The 18,910-nt window shown below is 61.3% G+C and carries 19 protein-coding genes, 1 tRNA gene and 1 pseudogene; 7 read left to right on the top strand and 14 right to left on the bottom strand.

What is annotated here, in order from left to right; genetic code table 11:
* Positions 1–179: 179 nt before the first annotated feature.
* Entirely contained in the window at positions 180–614 is a 435-nt protein-coding gene (locus ACFVTE_RS18525) for a GIY-YIG nuclease family protein (RefSeq protein WP_387102851.1), read from the top strand.
* 343 nt (positions 615–957) lie between these two features.
* A tRNA-Lys gene (locus tag ACFVTE_RS18520) sits at positions 958–1,030 on the top strand.
* Between the two features lie 43 nt (positions 1,031–1,073).
* On the opposite strand, the gene ACFVTE_RS18515 is transcribed toward ACFVTE_RS18520, so the two are convergent.
* Positions 1,074–1,823, bottom strand: a complete 750-nt coding sequence (locus ACFVTE_RS18515; RefSeq protein WP_387102850.1) for a hypothetical protein — start codon at positions 1,821–1,823, stop codon at positions 1,074–1,076.
* Between the two features lie 1,138 nt (positions 1,824–2,961).
* Here ACFVTE_RS18515 and ACFVTE_RS18510 point away from each other — a divergent pair.
* Positions 2,962–3,165: a cold-shock protein gene (locus tag ACFVTE_RS18510; RefSeq protein ID WP_387102848.1), complete on the top strand. Its 204-nt coding sequence runs from the start codon at positions 2,962–2,964 to the stop codon at positions 3,163–3,165.
* Between the two features lie 409 nt (positions 3,166–3,574).
* Here the strand turns inward: ACFVTE_RS18510 and ACFVTE_RS18505 are convergent, their stop codons facing one another.
* The 3 genes from ACFVTE_RS18505 to ACFVTE_RS18495 form a co-directional block, all read right to left on the bottom strand.
* Positions 3,575–3,976, bottom strand: coding sequence for a response regulator transcription factor (locus tag ACFVTE_RS18505; RefSeq protein ID WP_387102846.1), 402 nt, complete (start codon positions 3,974–3,976; stop codon positions 3,575–3,577).
* 169 nt (positions 3,977–4,145) lie between these two features.
* Positions 4,146–4,979: a hypothetical protein gene (locus ACFVTE_RS18500; protein WP_387102844.1), complete on the bottom strand. Its 834-nt coding sequence runs from the start codon at positions 4,977–4,979 to the stop codon at positions 4,146–4,148.
* 455 nt (positions 4,980–5,434) lie between these two features.
* Positions 5,435–6,103, bottom strand: coding sequence for a TetR/AcrR family transcriptional regulator (locus ACFVTE_RS18495; protein ID WP_387102842.1), 669 nt, complete (start codon positions 6,101–6,103; stop codon positions 5,435–5,437).
* 194 nt (positions 6,104–6,297) lie between these two features.
* On the opposite strand from ACFVTE_RS18495, the gene ACFVTE_RS18490 reads away from it, so the two are divergent.
* Both ACFVTE_RS18490 and ACFVTE_RS18485 read left to right on the top strand, forming a co-directional pair.
* Entirely contained in the window at positions 6,298–6,753 is a 456-nt protein-coding gene (locus tag ACFVTE_RS18490; RefSeq protein WP_387102840.1) for a hypothetical protein, read from the top strand.
* A gap of 856 nt (positions 6,754–7,609) precedes the next feature.
* A complete protein-coding gene (locus ACFVTE_RS18485; RefSeq protein WP_387102838.1) occupies positions 7,610–8,038 on the top strand; it encodes a hypothetical protein in 429 nt (142 codons plus the stop codon).
* A 100-nt stretch (positions 8,039–8,138) separates the two neighbouring features.
* Here the strand turns inward: ACFVTE_RS18485 and ACFVTE_RS18480 are convergent, their stop codons facing one another.
* Together ACFVTE_RS18480 and ACFVTE_RS18475 are read right to left on the bottom strand one after the other, a co-directional pair.
* Positions 8,139–9,305, bottom strand: coding sequence for a hypothetical protein (locus ACFVTE_RS18480; RefSeq protein ID WP_387102836.1), 1,167 nt, complete (start codon positions 9,303–9,305; stop codon positions 8,139–8,141).
* A gap of 320 nt (positions 9,306–9,625) precedes the next feature.
* Positions 9,626–9,925 carry a hypothetical protein gene (locus ACFVTE_RS18475; RefSeq protein WP_387102834.1) on the bottom strand — a complete coding sequence of 100 codons (300 nt, stop codon included), beginning with the start codon at positions 9,923–9,925 and terminating at the stop codon, positions 9,626–9,628.
* 273 nt (positions 9,926–10,198) lie between these two features.
* Here ACFVTE_RS18475 and ACFVTE_RS18470 point away from each other — a divergent pair, with 273 nt between their 5' ends.
* The gene (locus ACFVTE_RS18470; protein ID WP_387102833.1) at positions 10,199–10,756 is read left to right on the top strand and encodes a recombinase family protein; all 558 of its coding nucleotides are present in this window, start codon (positions 10,199–10,201) and stop codon (positions 10,754–10,756) included.
* Between the two features lie 118 nt (positions 10,757–10,874).
* Here the strand turns inward: ACFVTE_RS18470 and ACFVTE_RS18465 are convergent, their stop codons facing one another.
* Positions 10,875–11,678, bottom strand: coding sequence for a hypothetical protein (locus tag ACFVTE_RS18465; RefSeq protein WP_387102831.1), 804 nt, complete (start codon positions 11,676–11,678; stop codon positions 10,875–10,877).
* Between the two features lie 183 nt (positions 11,679–11,861).
* On the bottom strand, positions 11,862–12,374 hold the full coding sequence (locus tag ACFVTE_RS18460; RefSeq protein ID WP_387102829.1) for a hypothetical protein: 513 nt from the start codon (positions 12,372–12,374) through the stop codon (positions 11,862–11,864).
* Positions 12,375–12,703: 329 nt separating this feature from the next.
* Here ACFVTE_RS18460 and ACFVTE_RS18455 point away from each other — a divergent pair, with 329 nt between their 5' ends.
* Positions 12,704–13,954, top strand: coding sequence for a hypothetical protein (locus ACFVTE_RS18455; protein WP_387102827.1), 1,251 nt, complete (start codon positions 12,704–12,706; stop codon positions 13,952–13,954).
* A 4-nt stretch (positions 13,955–13,958) separates the two neighbouring features.
* Here the strand turns inward: ACFVTE_RS18455 and ACFVTE_RS18450 are convergent.
* The 6 genes and pseudogenes from ACFVTE_RS18450 to ACFVTE_RS18425 form a co-directional block, all read right to left on the bottom strand.
* Positions 13,959–14,469, bottom strand: a pseudogene (locus ACFVTE_RS18450) (recombinase family protein).
* Positions 14,470–14,609: 140 nt separating this feature from the next.
* On the bottom strand, positions 14,610–15,119 hold the full coding sequence (locus ACFVTE_RS18445; RefSeq protein WP_387102826.1) for a universal stress protein: 510 nt from the start codon (positions 15,117–15,119) through the stop codon (positions 14,610–14,612).
* Positions 15,109–16,317, bottom strand: a complete 1,209-nt coding sequence (locus ACFVTE_RS18440; protein WP_387102824.1) for an MFS transporter — start codon at positions 16,315–16,317, stop codon at positions 15,109–15,111. The genes ACFVTE_RS18445 and ACFVTE_RS18440 overlap by 11 nt, the downstream gene beginning before the upstream one ends.
* Positions 16,318–16,319: 2 nt before the next feature.
* The gene (locus ACFVTE_RS18435) at positions 16,320–16,751 is read right to left on the bottom strand and encodes a low molecular weight phosphatase family protein (protein ID WP_387102822.1); all 432 of its coding nucleotides are present in this window, start codon (positions 16,749–16,751) and stop codon (positions 16,320–16,322) included.
* The gene (locus ACFVTE_RS18430; RefSeq protein WP_387102820.1) at positions 16,748–17,407 is read right to left on the bottom strand and encodes an arsenate reductase ArsC; all 660 of its coding nucleotides are present in this window, start codon (positions 17,405–17,407) and stop codon (positions 16,748–16,750) included. The genes ACFVTE_RS18435 and ACFVTE_RS18430 overlap by 4 nt, the downstream gene beginning before the upstream one ends.
* Before the next feature lie 35 nt (positions 17,408–17,442).
* Positions 17,443–18,831, bottom strand: a complete 1,389-nt coding sequence (locus tag ACFVTE_RS18425; RefSeq protein WP_387102818.1) for an FAD-dependent oxidoreductase — start codon at positions 18,829–18,831, stop codon at positions 17,443–17,445.
* Positions 18,832–18,910: the final 79 nt, after the last annotated feature.

Raw genomic sequence — 18,910 nt, 5'->3', positions numbered from 1 at the left:
CGCACCGCGCCCCTCAATCGAACCGGTGCCCTGCCTCCTAATCCCAGATCTGTTCCTGCAGGTAGCACGAACACGACAAGGAACGAGCATGATCGCTCCTACCCCAACGCTCACCATCAGCATGCCCGGACCCTCACCCGCGGCACCATGGGGCAGCAGCGAGTGTACATTCGAAGGTGATGGATGTTCCATGTCGTTCGCTACTGGACCCGGCCCGGCGGATCCCTTTCGCCGGCCGGCTCACACTGCCCGAAACCCCCGGCCTCTACGCCTGGTGGGATACCGATCAGACAAAGCAGACCGAATCCAAACCTGACGAGGCTCGCCGCCCTCTCTACCTCGGAACCGCAAAGAACCTCGCCGCCGCCATCGAAGCAGACGCCACCGGTATCCGGGCCTCAGCGTTCCGAAAAAGCCTGGCAGCCCTCCTGGCCGGCCCGCTAAACCTTCGGCAGCGAACCAACGGCTACCCGCCACCGCCCAATCGGTTCGAAAAAACCCGGTTAACCCAATGGATGAGCGCGCACCTGCTCATCAGCTGGAGCGAACTTCCCCACCCGGACGCCTACCATCGCGCACTCGTCAGCGCCACCGACCCCCACATCAAACCATGACAGCCTGTTGGCTCGTGCGTGGTCCCGACTAAACCTTCTCTTACACCACCGCAGCCCCGCGCTTCCCCTTAGCCAGGGCGCCTCTGGTCACGTCCCCTACTAGCGTTCCACTTAGCGCGCTTTTCCCAACCGGTGACTGCGAACGTGGAGCTGTCTCCGGACGGTAGCTGCGAAACGCCCGGGACAGTGCCGTGCCGCTGCGACCGGGAGCCCTCCAGACGTCATAAGCTCTGCCCCACGGGCCCCTGTGGGAGGGACCATGACGAACTGGATGGAGGTGGCGTTCTTCCTTCATTGTTGAGCGTGACTGCAAGGCAGTGAAATATTGTGCAGGGCCAAGTATGCACCCGTAGCTCAGCTGGAAGAGCAGGGGACTTTTAATCCTCGGGTCGTGGGTTCGAGCCCCACCGGGTGCACTTTCCGGCCCCCGAGGAGTGACGCGGAGGTCGGCCGCGGTTGTTACGACCGGACGGGGACCTTACCGATGACCAGGGTGCCCATTGCCGCCGCCGGGGCGAGGTCCAGTAGCCGTTCGGTGATGACGAGGTTGTCGCCGGCTATGACAAGGACGCTGCCGCGGTCTGCCTCTTTGAGCCACCCGGTATCGGTTGGTTTCATCGGGTAGAGCTGTTTGGAGTAGATAGTTTCCGCGGCGACGTTCAGACTGATAAGCCCGTCGCTGGTCACTGTCATGCTGCACTCACCCTCCACGTCGGTGGCCTGTTCCAGGATGGAGTAGTAGTCCGGGCTCAGGGCCAGCTGGAAGCCGTGGGAGAGCAGAACTGACACCAGGGCCGAGGTCAGTTCCCCGCCGGGGTCCCGGAAGGAAACGACCGGGACCTGCGTGTAGGCCAGCGTCGGGATGATGGTCTTCGGGTTGCCGGGACCGGCCCTCTGGATGAGGATCAGCCGGGCCGCGAGAGGCGTCAGCGCTGGCGGCCTCCAGGGTGCCTTGTGCATCGTCAGGCTGGGTGAACTGCAGTGCCGGTGACAGACATAGTCACGGAACGTGACATACTCCGTTCCGTCGGGTGCCGTGCTTTCGCTGATGTCCACGCTCAAAGACAGGGGATCGTTGGCCTGAAGCGGGCCCTGGCAGGCAGCGCATGCCGGGGCGACCGCTGCGGCCGTGGTCACGTAGCGTCCAGTGTCCCTGCCTTTGATGGCTTCCAGCCGCCCGTCCCAGGCGACGTTGCGTGTCTCACGCATATCAGTGAATCTACACCCGGTGTCTTCAGGAGACTCTTGGCAGAAGCCCCCGGTCCGGTAGGACTTTTTGCTGAAGTCGGAGGAGTCCGGATTCCCGATCTTCGCTGCATCGGGGTTTCCGCCGGGCCGGCTTCGCGGGGGGTGCAGTGCCGGGCCCGGCGGACTGGCCTGAAGGGCGCCTCGTTCGCCAGATGCTCAGATCCTCCCGCTGACCCCTTGGGGAAAGCCGACAATCCCTATGAACTGAGACCGCCCACTCAGAAAAACGCCCTCGAAGAAACCCTGGTTGCCCACCAGAACAGAGGGTCGGAACTTCGGTCGCGGCCCGGTGACATAGGGAATTCATCATGATGCTGTGCCAAGGTACGGGGATCAGGACGAGGGAGGGGAGGTGGTTCAGGTGGTTAACGGATCAGTTGGCGGCACCCTCGGCGCGGGCTGCCCCACGGCCGGTACCGCGGTGCGGGTGGCAGGAGATGGAGTGGCGCCTCCTTCCGGGGTTCCTGTTCCTGCGGCTGGGCGCAGGAAACAGTGTGCCCGACCGTCCACGGCAGCCCAGACCCAAACAGCTTCGCCGGGCCCGGCCGAGGCGGACGGGCTGCTGCAGTTTCAGCTGAAGCAGTTGATCAATGGGATCCTCGCCCAGCAGGAGTTGGAGCCTGACACGCGTCTTTGCCTCCTCCGGCACCTGTCCGAGAACCCGGGGCATCCCGGGCAGGCTTTGCTCGCCCATCTCCGCGAGGTCCAGGACCCGGAAGACCTGCCGCCGTTCAAGGTTTGCCGGAGGCCTCCGCTGCAGTCCTTCGCCTCATAGTGTCTCTTCCGGGACCGCCGAGCTCATTTCCGGGTTGCTTTCCATGGATGGATCAAGCGTGGCCGATTGAAGGAGGACCACGCATTCTTCGCCTTGTACCCGGCGTAAAATTGGAACCGGCCGGCGGCGGACGGCCGGCTCGTGTCCCCCATGCCAGCCGGCACCCAGCTCCGGCGTCGGTCCCGGGTACGACCACTCCCGCAGCCCTGTCCCTTGTGCCCCGGGGACAGGTCACCCTACGGTATAGGCCAGCGGATAAAGACGTCCGCGCCGCCGGTGGGCACAGTGCCCGCGGTAAGAAGAGAGTTCCTTTGGGGGCGGGCAATGGCAACAGGCACAGTGAAATGGTTTAACCCGGAAAAAGGCCTTGGTTTTATCGCCCCCGACGACGGGACCGGGGACATCTTCGCCCACTACACCGCAATCGCCGGCAATGGGTACCGGTCCTTGGAAGACAACCAAAAAGTAGAGTTCGACGTCGCCCACGGCCCTAAGGGCCCTCAGGCGGAAAACATCCGCCCGCTCTGACCCAAAGCACTGCAGCACCGAAGCCGCCGTGGTAGGGGGCGACAGGCCGGAGTTGGAGACAACGCGGCGCAGAAGGAATACTAATGCGGTCGTGTAGCAGGCCGATCAACGGCGATGCCTGAGGTCCCGCCGCTGCTAACCGATGCCGGGGCGGGACCGACTCTGCAGGTTCTCAATACCTGACCTCGACATCGAAGTCCTGCCCGGACCGGCCGGTCAGGCTCGCGGCAGCGTCCCTCACAGCGTCAGGGATGTCAGCGAACTCCGGGCGTGCGCTTCAAGTTGTGGCAACTCGACCACGCGAAGGTCGAGCCAGCCGTCCGCCGCTCTTTTGATATGCGCAGTGAGTTTCACCTCTCCCCCAGCGCACAGATCACTGGTCCCCGCCCATGAACGCACTGACCTCCGGCTAACTACCAGGTTGCAGGCCATGGACGGTCAGGGGCCCGACGGGGCAGAGCTTGTTCACGGCTTCCGTCAGTTGCCGCGGCCGGAAGGGCTTGGTCAGATAGGCCGAGGCCCCGCAGGCCATGCCGGCCATTTCATCATCAGGCTCGGCCCGCGCCGTAATGAACAGCATCGGCACGTCCGACCGTTTCCGGATATACCAGGCGACGTCGAGGCCATCCATGTCCGGCAGGTTCAAATCCACCGTGACCAGGACCGGATGGTGTTCCCAAGCCGCAGCCACCCCCTGCACGCCCGTCGATACAGCATGAACATCGAAGCCCACTCGTGTCAGGACCATCGTCAGCAGATCCCGAATGTCCTGGTCATCCTCAATGACCAGGCAAAGCCCGCGTGAAATCAAAATGATCCCTCGGCATGTAGTGGTGGCACATTGTAGAGCGCTAACCTCAAATGCGGCGCTTGAACCAGCATCCTTGAAACCTGGCGTAGCCCGTACCAACGTCAAAGCTGACTCGTGAACCCGGCGCTGTTGCGAGCTCATATCCCTTGTATTTAGAGACACGGTTGTATCAAGACACTGAGTCAGCCCTGTGGGTAAAGACTTTCAGCGCATCGACCATCTTCTGGATTGAATCGTTTGGTAAGTCGGAAAGCGGTACATTCGGTTTTCGACTGGCGAATCTGCTGGACCGGAGGTTCAGTGCGACATCCCGGAGGGCAGGGATGTCTTCGAGTTGCGTGAGGAACTGGTCCAGCACGGCGGAGTCCGGTACTTCTTCGTCCGACATCTTCGACATCCGGGTGAAGTTGAATTCCACTGATGTTCCCTGTCCACTGAAGTAGAAGATGGAAACTGTTCCAAGCTGGGTGTTGTCGGGATCAAAAATCGGCAGGCTTCCAGCGGGGTTCACAGTCTTGGACCCGAGGAACGTCAATCCGACCGAGCGTGCGGCCGCCAGGAATAGCTCGAACCGGTCGACGTTCCGACTGTCATGCTCCAGCAGCCATGAACGGATGCTGTCTGTATCCCAGGCAGTAAGATCGCGTTTAATAGGAACAGACTTGGCTTCTGCCAGTTCCTGCCCATAGACATGCGGCATCAGGATCTCGACCTCCCCTTGCTTGAGTCGAGAATATTCGACAGCAATGACCGATGTTGCAGGCCCTGCCATGACATTGAGATATTCGATCATTCTCTTTAGCGGCGGGTTAATGCGGTCAACCGCGAGAACGATCCTGAACCTGCCCTCCTCCAGGTTCATCGCCAAGGAATCTCTCAGAGAGGATCCTTCCGGGGCATCATCGAGGTCCAGCGGGCGGGACCTGCGAGTACGCCATTGCGCAGCGAACTCGTCGACGTCCATTTTCCAGAGACGAGATGCGTAGTCGAACATCTGTCCCACGACCTCGCGCCTTATTTGCGGGTTAGAGGCCAATTTGCACTCGACTAACGTCAACTCTCCCGTCGAGTCCACGACGACAATGTCGGCAGGGCCAGCCTCCGACTGGAACTCACGACAGGTCCTGGCATCTGCACTAACTCCGGGAATGAGCTCCGGATGCGATGCCAAGATCTCCTGCAGCTCAGACTCCAACGCGTATCCGGCATCGGCTGGCTCCAGCCAAGACCCGTCGCCCTGCCGAATGAGTAACCCACTCATGTCTACCGGCCCTTCTCATACGGTCCCCGTGGCCCCCGAGCATGTACCAATCTGCACACACGCTTCTAACCCGCAACCATCGCAATCCAACTCTGCTCGGTCAAGATCTCGTCAAGGCAGGAGACGACTGTCCGTCCTCCAACTGCGGCATTAGGCCGTCTCAACAACCCCTCACAACCCTTGGGATATGAGGTGTCTCATTGATTGAAGACTGCGGCCTGTGACTGTGAGTTCAGAGTGGCCCGGTCCCCTCCGTGGTCACGGATGAGGGAAGCGGCCATGCGTTTGGCGATTACGGCTGCCTCCCGGTCCCCTTCGACCGCGGAAATGATGGAGCCCTTTGTCAGGATGTGGCAGGAGCGGGCAAGAATGTCGGGTTGTTCAAGGCCTGCCTCGACGGCCAGCGTGCGCATGAAGGCCCGGACCTGCGCCAGATACTCGATTGATGCGATTCCCACTGGATGGGCGGGGCCCACTTCCAGCATGGTGCTGATGAAGGCGCAGGCCTGAAAGTCATCCTCGCGGAACCACCCGTCGAGGACATCGAAAATAGCCAACAGCCGGCCCGTAGGGTGTTCGGTCCGCCTTAGGGTTTCGGTGATGATGGCCTCAACCGTCATGTCCTGGTGGCAGCGCTCCAAGTATGCGAGGACCAGTTCATCCTTGGACGTGAAGTGCGCATAGAAGGTTGCTTTGGCGACCCCGGCCCGTGAAATTAACTCAGCGATGCCGACATCGCGGATACCGCGCTGTAAGAACAGTTCGTATGCGGCATCGAGGATGCGGTCCCTGGCCCCACCTGGCGTCATGGGTGGCGGAGCAGGGGCGCCATCGACGGCGGGTGGAAGGTCATAAGTGTTTCGCATAACAAGCAGACACTACATGCAAAGCGAGACAGACCTGTCTGTTCCAGCGCTTGGGGAGGCCGCCCCATGTAATTAATCCATTCGCTGTGTTTATATAGTCCTGCTTTCCAGCAACTTCACTCGAAGCAAACACCTCACATGATGGAGAAAACATGAGATTCGGGCGCCCCAAATTGAAGCTTAAAGGCCTTACCTTGCTGGCGGCAGTCGCGCTTGCAGGGGCCGCGTCCCCGATGGGAGCGGGCCCCGCCGCCGCGGCCGGGCCATGCGGAACCGGCTACGCCTATATCGGCTCGCACCCCATCACCGTGCCGAGCTACAGCAAGGATTTCCGCTACGGAAAGCCCGGCACGAAGACCGGCTCCATTGATGTGTACTGGAACTCAGCACTGCGCAAGAACTGCTCCGTAGCGTACGCTTACGGCCCCACGTACGGGGTCAAGATGTACCGGGTGAACGCGATAGGCAACTACCCCTCATACGGCCCGGACGATCTTTCAAAGGGCTACTACTCCTATTACGCCGGGCCGGTCTATACGAACGCGCAGAAGCCAGGCGGCCAGTGCATCATCCTCGATGCGAGCTTCGGTCCTAACGCAACAGACCACTTCAGCTGGGGCGCCGCGTTCTACAGCCAGGTTCACTGCTGACGCGAGAAGCGACACCACAGACAGCGAAAGGCCACCCCGCCGGGGTGGCCTTTCTGCCGTTGGGTGGTTATAGCTTCCTAAGCGCAACTTCGGTTGTTCGGAAGGGGAACGCGTAGCGCGCACCTTGGCTGATGGCCAGTAGTAGTAGTTGTTGGAGGGCACATGGTCCGGCCGATGCGGGGCAATGCATCCGCCCCCGGCTTCCTGCTAGGCGCCAGCTGGATCGCTGATTTGACCTGGTCCGCGGCCTGCTCATTTAGCGCGGTGGGAGGCCCGAGAATTTTCGGACTATGTTGTATGTGGGGGTCTTCAAGATCCAGGTCTAGGCTCTGGGCTATGAAAGCGCTGACGGTGAAGCAGCCTTGGGCATGGGCCATAGTTCACGCTGGCAAAGACGTCGAAAATAGGGGCCAGCGGACGCACTATCGCGGGCAACTCGTCATTCATGCAGGTCAGGGGGAGGACACGGAAGCCTATGCATTCCCTGCTCTCCAGGATGCTCTTACGCGCTGCGAAGCAGTCCTTTACCGAGGGATGGTAATAGGTGCCGTTGAACTCGTTGGCTGCCACCACTCCGACGAGTGCAGAAATTCATGTTCGGAATGGGCGGAGGATGGTTACTGGCACTGGAGTCTTGCCCGCCCAGTGCCGGTAGCATCCCCTTATCCGGCGAGGGGCCAGCTCGGACTCTGGAACCTGCAGCAGCCTGACTGAGGAGCGGACTAGAGAACCCGCCTCGTCGTAGTTGTCGCCTTCGGCCTCGATGTGTCCGTAGCTGCCGTCCGGGTTAGTAATGGTGCCGGTGAGTATCCTCAATCGGACTCCACAGCTGTCCATGGACTGAGAGACTGTCACCGTGACGATCGACATCAAAGCCATGCTGCACCGTGTCGTGGACGAAGTGTTTAACGAGACGTTTGCCGTGGTGGACGTTATCCCTGAAGCCGATCCCTGGCTGCACAGCGTTCGTGTCAGCGGCCGCTTCGGCAACGACCGCACAGCAAGGATCAGAGCCAGCTACGAGTGGGCGAATGTGTTCATACCTGAGCTGGACGTCGGCGCGATCCTCTTCGAATACGACGACGTCGAGGATGAAAAGGAAGCCGAACTCCGTAAGCTCTGCCTCGTGATGCGCGCCTACCTTCAAGGGCAAGGGCACATAGAAAAGCGGCGGCGGCTGTTTCGCCGGGGCGAGGTCTCAGTTCTGAGGATTGAAGTGGACGGCTACGAATGGCGTCTTGGCCGGTCCACCTCGTCGTATGGCTACATCGAGCCCGAGCGGTAGTGGCGAGCGGTCAGCGTCCTGCTGTCTCGCAGAAGGATCCTGTTTCGCTCTCCCTTGTGCTGGCTCCCTCGCTAGCGCACGTTCTCAGGAGAATATTGCTCTAGACGCTTGAACTGCCTGGAGGTGACGAGCGGAAAAACTGCTTATTGGATGTTGATGGCGTGCGCTTATCCTGTTCACGCAGAGGCAAGGCCACGAATGTCATAGGAACATGCTCACCACTCACGCGATCAAAAGCCTCCACAACATCTGGCCCCAACCTGATCAAGTTGGGGCGGTGCACTCGTTGGCCAAACTGTTGCTGTCCAGACTCATAGGTATAGGTCACAAGACTCTCGGAAAACGATGACAGCATTCGGTTGTCCGCGATGGGACCCATCGCCACGGCCGTGAGTACCTCATCGAGACTGATTAGCACGACCTCGCCGGGTACCCCCAGGTGCCTTCTCCTCGCCACAGCCCATAGGGAACTGATGGCTCGCAAAGTCAATTCGATGAGAAACAGATTAGCTTCGAGGTTGGTGAATGACGTTGTAAGCCACCAGCTATGTGGTCCTGACCGGAATTTAGTATTGTCAGGGGTTTTTTCAAGGTAGGTGATACCCCCTCCGCCGGCCACACGCTTCCCTTCATACACGATGTCTGCTTGATCACCAGGCAGACCTACCAGCCCATGTTTGGCTGCGTTGTAGAGAGTAGCTTCGCTGGTAATCGTATGTGCCACGAGCCGGAGTAACTCTTGAAATCCGTCGATCGAACGCTCCCACTGGCCCTCCGTCATTTCCACGTGGGCGTCCTCACGGGTGCTCCCTCCGAGAAAAACAGAGGCGATGGTCGATCGAGGAATACGACTGGTATCCGAGGCGTGTTTTTCTGCTTCCTCTTTGAAAATTCTCGCGGTGGTGAGACTGGCAACTTCCAGCCACGGACATGATGGTGAGTCTTTATGAGCCATCCACAGCCGTAGCAGTGCTTCGCCGGCGTGGTGTAGCAGGACGGTGCTCTCCATGAGCGCGTATCGTTGTCTGACCTCTTGAGATAGGCGCTGGGATCCTCCTGCCTGCAGAGTTCCGATGAACAGGTCTTGTTGCACGATAGCCTCTGCCTCGTCTGCATCGGACAGGGTGAAGATGATCGACTGCAGGCGGGCTCTTATGTACTCGTGAGGTCCGCCAGAAGAATAGAAAGTCGCATTCAACTCGGAATACTGCTCTGTCGCTAGCGGTGGCTGCCCATTTCGCTTGCCCGTTCCTCGACCCGTTCCCATGCCACTCCTATTAGTCACGCTTCTCTCACGTGCTGACTCTATGTCAGCGGCAAGCCGGTCGCTTTACGTGCACTCCAGGCACAGATTCAAGTCAAGCGGGCCCCGGCAGGGCTTCGTGTACGTTTACCCCGCACGCTGAAGGTGCCCGTAGGGGTGCCCTATACGTTCAACAGGTCACCGATGCGGCCCAGGAAAGTTCGATATCAGTTAGTCCGCCCTGGCCGCGCCGATACAGGTCGTCTTCTTCTTTGCGCCATAGTGCGAATGGCACATCTTTATTGAAGGTTCCGCTGAGCCGGTTGGACAAGGCGTTTGAAGATCTACTGTCGCAGAAAGCTCGGTCCCCGGCGGGAGGCCATCAAGCCAATGAACGTGGCCACGACGACGATCGCCGTGGCCAGGACTGACGCGTAGATCAAGAGCGTGAGTTCTGTTTGATGCGGCAGAAGCATACGGGTGTCCCAGCCGGCAGCGTCCGCACGGCTGAGGACGTCTTGATCCACCGGAATCCACACGATGGCTACCAGACTAGTGACGAACAGTGCGCTGAGGCTCAGGGCAAAGGAAGCTGTGGAGGCCGCCGATGGTTTTCCAACACGGTCTGTATGACGACGGTTCATTGCATCTCCCGAATCGACTTCATGGCATCGGTTGTGCCAAATGTCATGGTGCCAGAACCATCACCAAAACGATGGCACCGAGACATCATCGGCGAGGTCCTCGGTCTCAGCAAAGGATCCCTTGTCAGGACCCCACGGGCAGTCTGTGGGCGAGTTTCTAAACCCCGTTATTCCGACGATTTCTTTGAAGGTGGGTCGTCTCATCAATGTGTCTCACGTAGGTTATTCTCAACAAAAGAGAAAGCAGCCTTTGATGAGTTACGAGGAGTCGGTTTGGCGAGTATTGGATATGCCAGGGTCAGCACCGCAGATCAGATCGCGGATCTGCAGCATGCGGCGTTGAGGGCCGCGGGCTGCCGCCGGATTTTCACCGACCATGGTGTGAGTGGATCAAGGGCCAGCCGGCCCGAGCTGGACAAGATGTTCGAACACCTTCGGGAAGGTGACGAGGTCGTGGTCTGGAAGCTGGACCGCCTGGGGCGAAATACCCGCAACCTGCTGGCCCTCATCGATGATTTGGAGCGCCGGGGCGTGCATTTCCGCAGCGTCACGGAAGGGATCAGCACAACAGGGGCAATGGGTAGGGCCATGCTCACCGTTATGTCAGCGTTTGCACAGCTCGAGCGCGATCAGTTGGCCGAGCGGACCAGGGCCGGCATGGCCGCGGCCGCCGAGTACGGTCGGAAGGCTGGCCGACGGGAAATCACCGCCGACCATGCGAAGGTCAAGCGTGCCCGCGACCTAAAAGCTCAAGGGCTTACGCCTGCCGACATAGGAAAGATCATCGGGGCGAGCCGCGCCACTGTGTACCGATATCTTCGGATGGAGTAACAAGATCATCGGACGAGGACCAGAAAGGCACACCGCGGTGTGAACTCAACCAGCCGTTGGCCGGATCTGTCCTCAAACAGGCCTGGGCATAGTGCAAGGCATAGTTTGAACGGAGCCGTCATCCGCCCTTCCGTTTTTGAGCGGCATTGAGAACGTCTAGGTCGTCGATTTCGATAACGTCATCATGATGGTCGGTCTCGGTCTCCGGCACCGATGCCCGGATATCTGGCCAGTTCTGCATATCGTTGAAGCCCTTGCACGGCCCAAGGCACCCATCGCAATTCAAAATGTGTTGCTGCGCCGCACGGCGAACTCGTGGGTCGTCCCCGGCTGGCCCTAAGTCAACCGACTCCTCGACTATGCGCGCCTGCGGGTAGCGAGGGCGGGCGACTAGCGACACTTCCTCAAGCCCCATGTTGCGCGCGTTGGCATATGCCACGGCTGGGTAAGCCTTGCCGGCCTCGTGCTCGCAGGTCGTTGCCCCACAGATTGAACATTTGCCGTCGATATGCGCTGCGCTCTTGTAGTAGACCTCATTCATGATGTGGTCGCAGTCCTCGACCAATTTCCCACAAATCGAGCACTCGAAGTCGCTGATCAGGCCTGCGGACGTGCCTAGACGCAGGTGAGACATACTTATCGAACAGTTCGTCCAGAATTCGTCGTCTTCGCGCAAGACTATGGGGCATCCAAACAATCCACGTCGCATGAAAGCAGCCCGATGAATCGCGGCGTGAGCGACTTCCGCTAGCTCGTGGTCTTCTAGGTAGTTAAGCGCGGCTACGGCTGCGGATTCCGAGTGCCGGATTAACGGTTCGACCTCGTCCAGTGTTTTCTGGTCGATTGTCGCAGTGAAGTCGATCCACTCGGAGCGCTTCTGTCGCTGTACCTGCCGTCGAAGAACGTCGTCATCTGATTCCAATGGCGCGTGCATCGCCGGGATATCTTCGGCCCGATTGCCGAGTGCTTTTAGAGCTGCAATGTAACTTTCATCGGCGGTCTGTAGCGACTCTCTCCCGTTTGAATCGAGGTAGCGGTAGCGATGCGGTCCACCTGATGGGGGATTGGGCCCGCCTGCATGATTACTGTCCTAAATCGTCGACCTCTAGTCTTGGCCATTGTGACCATCTTCGTGCTGTTCAGGAGAGTTCTGCTGGAGCAGCCGTAGAGCTTCGAGGACTTCGGCGCCGCTACCCTCAACGATGTTTCGTGAAGTGCTGGTCTCCGCGATTGACACCTTTAGAGGCAACTCCTGAGCGTCTTCTTGAGTCCATCCCTCAGCCTTTGCACGGGTGTGGATGAACTGCTGGACACTGAAGATGACCCAATCGCTGGTGATGGTCAGGAGAGCGAGACCGAGCGCCCACATGTCCGGGCCGGCACTGAACTCTTGCAGGTATTTACGCTTGCGTTCGCCCGTTGCGAACTCTAGCGGGATGCCAGCGGCTCGTGCCTCTTTAGGCAGGTACCGCACAGTGTCCGTGTACCTTGGGGTGGCATCTTCGTCGGCCTCCATCGGCCTTCTCATCGGAATGACGTAGACCTTGTCCGCCTGCACGTTTTCAGGCAATGCGCCGGGGAGCGGCCGCCACTCGTTTTCTGTAATCTTTGCTGCCATGCCCGGAGCATACCGGTCGATAACACCCCCGGCGAAAGCCAGGGCTGCAAAGAATTGTCTGGTCGCAAGGGTAAATTCTGGCTATGCGAGCAGACAAGGAACCATGGACACCGGATACGACCATTCCTTACTCTCAGTTCCGGCAAGCCACTAGGCGTCATGCCCCTTCTGACCTTATTCCTGCCGTAGCCGAAGCAGCGGCCCGACGGGCTTATGACAAGCCCAAGCAGAGGGCCCGCGGGATCCACCCTTGGGTCTTTGCGGCTATGGCGCGCGATTGCATGCTGTACAGCAATGAGCTTAGGTCTAAGCCTGTAGATGCCCGAGCGATGCAGCAGATGCAGAACTACTTTTTCAATTCGCCGGGATGGGACGAAACGCACGAGTCAACGACCAGCATCTTCACGATGCTTCTTGGGATGGCCTATGAACAGACGTGGTATCAGAGGAATGTCAGGCACGAACTGGCAAGATCGTTTCTTCTGTTCACCAAGACACAGAGCGCGCCCGAGTACGAGCACCCTAACGAGCATGATTGGGAAGAACTGCTAGGAGTCCCCTTCCTTACGGCAATGACAGCATCCTTTGCGCTGTTCGCCCTAGCCTGCAGTCACATGGGCACCTTCGACCCAGAATGGCCAGGTAGTCCGGACTATTCCCAGCTCGAAGAAATCATCCCCGCAAAGCATCTTCGCCGGGTGCTGGACCTCCTGACTACAACCGTCCAAGAGGCAAAGGAAAGGGCCGAGGCCACTGTCCAGCTCCCCGCCGGGCTTCAGCGATATGCGTTTAATCCGTTGATCGAACGCCCTTTTGTAGACCTAGGTGACGGCCTCCGCTATGCGCCACAGCCACAGTTCGTCCTAAGAGCGTTCGCAACAGAAAACCTCTACTACCGCGGCATGCAGCGCTGGGGAAAGGGCTTCGGATCAGCTTTCGGCGCAAGGGTAGAGGCTTATACCGGCATGCAGCTCCGCCATACGGGCGAGCACAGCGTCATCCCAGAGTTCACCTGGAACAAAAAGCGGACTGGCCTCATGCGGTCTTCCGACTGGTTTCTTGTCACCCCGGCCGCAACCCTTCTCATCGAGTGCAAGTCAGCACGGATGAGCCTGGAAGCTAGAGCAGGCACCCAGGCGGCCGAAACGCTGATTGAACAGTACATAGGAAAGGCCTATCGACAATTAGAGAACAACGCTTCCGAGATTTCTGCCGGCAGCCCTGCCTTCAGCCATATCCCCTCGGATCGCCCCTTGGTCGGCCTGATTGTTACCGCTGAGCCGATGATCGGGGCCAACTCAGTGCAGACGCGCGAGCGTTTCGGAACTGGTCTGCTCCCGGTTTTGACAGCTTCGCTGGCTGATATTGAGCGGATGTCTTCCCTTAGCCCGGATAACCTCGGCGAGATTTTGCTCCGAATACTGAAAGATTCTCATCTTGTGAACATGAGTCTCAGCGATGCGATAGCTAACGTCATCGGGTCAGATGCGATGCCACGAAATAAATTAATTGACGACACCTTCCACGAACTCACCCCGTTCTCCAAGATTCGGGATGCCGTAAACCAACGGGAAAAGTAAGGCCCTAGGGACCATCCTCTTTCGGCCCAAGGGATGAACGACAGACAGCAGCAACTGCCGGGGCCGTTTCCAGCTTCCCTGGCGTCATCGACCGTGGGCGGCCGCCGAGCCGAACTCGCGCTTTAGCTGCAGCCAACCCGGCCTTGGTTCTTTCCGATAGCCGTGATAGTTCGTATTCCGCGAGGGAAGCGAACATGTCAAAGATGAGCTTGCCGTGGGCACTAGTCGTATCCAGCCAGGGAACGGAAGCCTATCCCCCGCTGACCCAGCACTGTGACGATGTCCGCAAGGTCGGAGGTACTTCGGCCCAGCCGGGTCAGCTCCGCGACCAATAGCACGTTGCCCGGCTGCAGATAATACAAGCAGTCCTTCCACCGTGCCCTTACCTGGGTAGCACCGGACGCATACTCCTGAAAGACGCGGACTGCCCCGGCCGCTACCAACGCGTCCACCTGCGAATCGAGCGATTGACCACAAGTGCTGACCCTCGCACAGCCGACTATGTTCCTAGACACGTCAAAAACCCTCTTACCAACCTTTTGATCGTCGTTCTTTTCGGCATCCAGTTTTGACTGTGAACCGTAGCTATATTTGGCATCTTTTTCGCAACGCTAAATGGCCTCCTCTCTCAGGTTCGCGCCTGGTCCCGGCGGGTCTAGGTTGGGGAGGGCTGTTCCTTTCGGGGTTTAGTGCGGGACTCCGGGATGATGAGGACGGGCCGCTGCTGGCGATGGACGAGGGCCGCTGACACAGACCCTTCGAGGGCGCGGTCCAGCCTTGCCAGGGAACCTGGCCTACCAGCCCCGACGATGAGCAGCGCAGCGCCTGTGTTCTCGGCCAGGCGGCTGAGGGCTTTGGGCACGGCGCCGTTGAGCACTCGGAAGGACCAGGCTTGCCCGGGCTTGCCGAGAATGGTTGCAAGTCTGTGTTGTAGGTACTGCGACGGGAACTCGGCTTCTTCGTTGATGCTGGGGTCCAGCGATAGGGCTGTCCTGTGGTTCGCTGGTTCCCATTCAGTCAGGTAACTGGCGGGGTCGACGAAAGCGCAGATGAGATGTTCTTCCATGGAAGCTGCCAGGGCGGCTGCCGTCCGGATCAGCTGCTCTGAGAAGCACCACCCCACGCCGAGGATAATGGGGCCTTCCAGCCGTTCCTCATCGGACATAGCGGCCTCGCACGGTGTGCGCGACGGTGATGAGCAGGGCGGTCCCGGTGGCGGCTGCCATAGCGTAGGTCATGCCCGTGAAGGAGCCACACCAGGTGGCCAGTGCCGGGCCAAGGGCCGGGCTGAGTGCTGTGACGATGGTGAGGGGCGCGGCGAAGAGGCCCTGAAGGGTGCCAAGACCGGTGGCACCCCAATTGGTGGCGACGATCGTGGCCTGCAGCAGAGTCTGGCAGCCCCGGACGGCTCCGGCGATCATTCCGGCGCCGATCAGCAGCGGCAGCGGTCCTGGCAGGAGTGCCAGCAGCAGGAGCGCGACTGTGGCTGTGCCGGTGACGGCGGGGATGCGTGCTTTGGTGGGCAGGGCTGCGAAGAGCAGCCTGCCGGCGACTTGTCCGGCTCCTACGAGTCCGAGGCCGAGGGCGGCCAGGGTGTAGTCGGCTCCTTTTTCCATGAGCAGGGGGATGATGTTCAGCGTCACCGTATAGAGTCCGAGGCACAGCAGGACCATGAGGGCTTGCAGGGCCAGGAATTCGCGGCTGCGCCGGATGCGGCGTATCTGGGCGGAATCTTCGAGGATCCGGGCCGCGGACAGTTCCTGCTGCCAGGTCTTGTTGAGGTAGCGGGTGTGCAGTGGAACGGTCACGGCGCCGAGCAGTCCGGAGAGAACGAGGAAAGCTCCACGCCATCCGATGCCGTTGCAGAGGGCAGCGGTGAGCGGGGCGAAGATCGTGGACGCGAACCCGGCGACGAGGGTCAGGATGGTCAGTGGGCGCACCCGGGAGGGGCCGTACCAGCGGCTGATCACGGTGAACGCCGGCTGGTACAGCACGGCGGCCTGTGCGGTTCCGGCCAGCAGCCAGGCCGCAGCGAACACGGGCAGGTTCGGTGCCGCACAGACCAGGACGAGGGCGAGGAAGCCGGTCAGGGATCCGCCGATCATCAGGTTCCGCGGGCCAGTCCTGTCCAGGATTCTTCCGACCGCGATCCCCGCCACAGCGGACACCACTAGTCCGGCGGAAAAGGCACCGGTGACCAGCGCGGGGTCCCAGCCGGTGTCATTGCTGATCGGCTGGACTGCGGCCAGCAGCGCGTAGTAGAGCACGCCCCATGCGGTGGTCTGAGTGATGCACAGCGCGGCGAGGCCGCCGCGCAGCGCACCTTCTGCGACCAGTTTCCGGGATACCGCAGGGGCGGGCATGGCTACTTCCCGGTGAGCTCCGCGTGCAGCTTCTGGACCCGGGCTTTGATGTCGTCCCGGACCAGGCGCATCCGCTCCATGCCTTCGATGCCCCGTTCGGAGGGCTCGTCCGTTTCCCAGACCTCGAACCTCTTCCCCGCCGGAGCCTCGAGCTTTGCTTCGGTGCCCAGGACGATGACGGCGTCCACGGAGTCGAGGACATCGTCGGTGACGGGCTTGGGGTGTTCGCCGGTGATGTCGATGCCGAGTTCGGTGAGGGACTCCACGGCCTGCGGGTTGAGGGAGCTGCAGGGTTTGGTGCCTGCGGAGTAGACGGTGACGTCCCCGCCGGCGAGCTGGTTCATCAGGCCGGCGGCGAGCTGGGACTTGCCGCCGTTCTTGCTGCAGACGAAGAGCACGGCCGGGGTCTTCTGGCTGGGGTTTTGCTCGGTCATGAGTGCGTTGGTTCCTTTGTGAGTGAGGCGACCAGGGTTTTGACCCGGTCGTGGATCTGGTCGCGGATCTCCCGGACCGTGTCGAGGGGCTGGTCGGCCGGGTCCGGCAGGTCCCAGTCCTCGTAGCGTTTGCCGGGATAGATGGGGCACGAGTCACCGCAGCCCATCGTGATGACCACGTCGGAGGCGCGCACCACGTCGTCGGTGAGCGGCTTGGGGTAGTTCTGGGACAGGTCCAGGCCCATCTCCGACATCACCGTCACGACGGCGGGGTCCAGTTCCGATGCCGGCAGGGAGCCTGCGGAGCGGACGTGGATCCTGCCCTTGGCCTCCACTGTGAGCAGCGCGGCGGCCATCTGGGACCGTCCGGCGTTCTGCACGCACACGAACAGCACCTCGGGGACCTCGGAGGCAATCGCTCCCTTGGACTTGGCCAGGGCGCTGAGCCGGTCGCTAGCGAAGTGCTCGGTGGTCGCGGGAAGGTAGGTGGTGATCTTCGCGGTCCGGGCCAGGGCCGTGTAGGACTCGAAGACGTAGCGTTCGACGGTTTCGGCGGCGAAGATCCCTGCGAACCTTTCGCCGAGGCGGGCACTGATCCGGTGCAGGACCTCGGTGTTGTCCTGCAGCCCCAAATGGGTCTCATGGTTCTCGGTCATGACAGCACTCCAATGATTGGGTTTCGCGCGGATTCCTAGTTGATGCCGGAGCGGCCGTGCGTCAACCCGGTAGGGAAGCCGACCAGCACCGGTTCGGGCGTGCCGCAGCAGCCGCCCTCAGTGTTGGCATCAGCTGCCGCCGATCCGGTCGCGGCGGGGACGTCGCAGCTGGTGCCGGCGTCGGTGGAGCAGACGCCGGTCTCGGGGAGTTCGAGGTGGACGGTGTCGGCGGCTTCGCGGTCCCCGGCGAGGGCGGCGACGACGGAGCGGACCTGTTCGTAGCCGGTGGCCAGCAGGAAGGTGGGTGCCCGGCCGTAGGACTTCATGCCCACGATGTAGAAGTCTTTCTCCGGGTGGGCCAGCAGCCTGGCGCCGTGCGGCGGGACGGTGCCGCAGGAGTGGAATTCGGGGTCGATCAGCGGGCCGAGCTCCACCGGTGCCTCGACGGCCGGGTCCAGGTTGAGCCGGAGCTCGCGGAGGATGTCCAAGTCCGGGCGGAAGCCGGTGCAGGGCACCACGACGTCGGCCTCGAGGGTGCGGCCGTCCACAGCCCCGACGGTCACGCCGGAGTCCAGCGCTTTGAGGGACGCGATGCCGAAGCCGGTGTGCAGTTCGATCTTGCCGGCTTCCACGAGCCGGCGGAGCCGGCCGCCGAGTTGGCCCCGGGCGGGGAGGCCGTCGGCGTCGCCGCCGCCGTAGACCTTCGCCGCGGAGTTGCCGCGGACGGCCCACAGGATGGTGGTGTCCGGTCCGTCCTTGGCGAGTTCGGACAGGCTGATGAGGGTGTTGGCGGCGGAGTGCCCGGCGCCGACCACCAGGACACGTTTGCCGGCGAAGGCTGCGCGGTCGCGGCTGGTGACGTCGGGAAGCGGCGCGGAGATACGGTCCGCCGCGCTGTCTTCGCCGATGGCGGGCAGGCCGGAGGTGCCCAGCGGGTTTCGGCGGGACCAGGTGCCGGAGGCGTCGATGACGGCCGCCACTGTGTGGTCGCGGGTTTCGCCGTCGCCGTGCTCTACCCGGACGGTGAAGGGTGTGGTGTCGCGGTTGCGGACGTGGGTCTTGTCAAGGCCCTGCCTGGTCACGGCGACGACGCGCGCGCCGGTCTGCAGCCGGGACGCGATCTCCGGGAGAGCGGCCAGCGGTGCGAGGTAGTTGTCGACGAGTTCCCCGCCATACGGAAGCGCGGTCAGACGGGGAGACTTCCAGCCGGAGGCTTCGAGCAGGCGGAGGGCGGCGGCGTCGAGGTTGTACCGCCATGGTGAGAACAGCCGGATGTGCCGCCACTGCTCGATGGCCGCGCCCACCGTCGGACCTGCCTCGAAGACCAGCGGCTCCAGCCCGCGCTCCAGCAGGTGCGCCGCGGCGGCAAGTCCGACCGGTCCGGCACCGATCACGGCCACGGGAAAGTTCTTCGTCGAATCCATGCTGTCCTCTTTCGTGTTAGGTGTAGCGGTTCAGTTCCGGCGGACCCCGCCGGCCCTTCATTAGGGGCCGGCGGGCCGG

Source organism: Arthrobacter sp. NPDC058097 (assembly GCF_042884885.1).
Classification (GTDB): domain Bacteria; phylum Actinomycetota; class Actinomycetes; order Actinomycetales; family Micrococcaceae; genus Arthrobacter.
Note: the sequence above shows the minus strand (reverse complement) of the source record. Positions and strands in the feature narration are given on the sequence as shown.

Bases quoted from the DNA above. Each gene is read 5' to 3' on its own strand.
- ACFVTE_RS18525 (WP_387102851.1), top strand. From the start codon at position 180: ATGGATGTTCCATGTCGTTCGCTACTGGACCCGGCCCGGCGGATCCCT.
- ACFVTE_RS18515 (WP_387102850.1), bottom strand. From the start codon at position 1,823: ATGCGTGAGACACGCAACGTCGCCTGGGACGGGCGGCTGGAAGCCATC.
- ACFVTE_RS18510 (WP_387102848.1), top strand. From the start codon at position 2,962: ATGGCAACAGGCACAGTGAAATGGTTTAACCCGGAAAAAGGCCTTGGT.
- ACFVTE_RS18495 (WP_387102842.1), bottom strand. From the start codon at position 6,103: ATGCGAAACACTTATGACCTTCCACCCGCCGTCGATGGCGCCCCTGCT.
- ACFVTE_RS18480 (WP_387102836.1), bottom strand. From the start codon at position 9,305: ATGGGAACGGGTCGAGGAACGGGCAAGCGAAATGGGCAGCCACCGCTA.
- ACFVTE_RS18475 (WP_387102834.1), bottom strand. From the start codon at position 9,925: ATGAACCGTCGTCATACAGACCGTGTTGGAAAACCATCGGCGGCCTCC.
- ACFVTE_RS18460 (WP_387102829.1), bottom strand. From the start codon at position 12,374: ATGGCAGCAAAGATTACAGAAAACGAGTGGCGGCCGCTCCCCGGCGCA.
- ACFVTE_RS18455 (WP_387102827.1), top strand. From the start codon at position 12,704: ATGCAGCAGATGCAGAACTACTTTTTCAATTCGCCGGGATGGGACGAA.
- ACFVTE_RS18445 (WP_387102826.1), bottom strand. From the start codon at position 15,119: ATGTCCGATGAGGAACGGCTGGAAGGCCCCATTATCCTCGGCGTGGGG.
- ACFVTE_RS18440 (WP_387102824.1), bottom strand. From the start codon at position 16,317: ATGCCCGCCCCTGCGGTATCCCGGAAACTGGTCGCAGAAGGTGCGCTG.
- ACFVTE_RS18435 (WP_387102822.1), bottom strand. From the start codon at position 16,751: ATGACCGAGCAAAACCCCAGCCAGAAGACCCCGGCCGTGCTCTTCGTC.
- ACFVTE_RS18430 (WP_387102820.1), bottom strand. From the start codon at position 17,407: ATGACCGAGAACCATGAGACCCATTTGGGGCTGCAGGACAACACCGAG.
- ACFVTE_RS18425 (WP_387102818.1), bottom strand. From the start codon at position 18,831: ATGGATTCGACGAAGAACTTTCCCGTGGCCGTGATCGGTGCCGGACCG.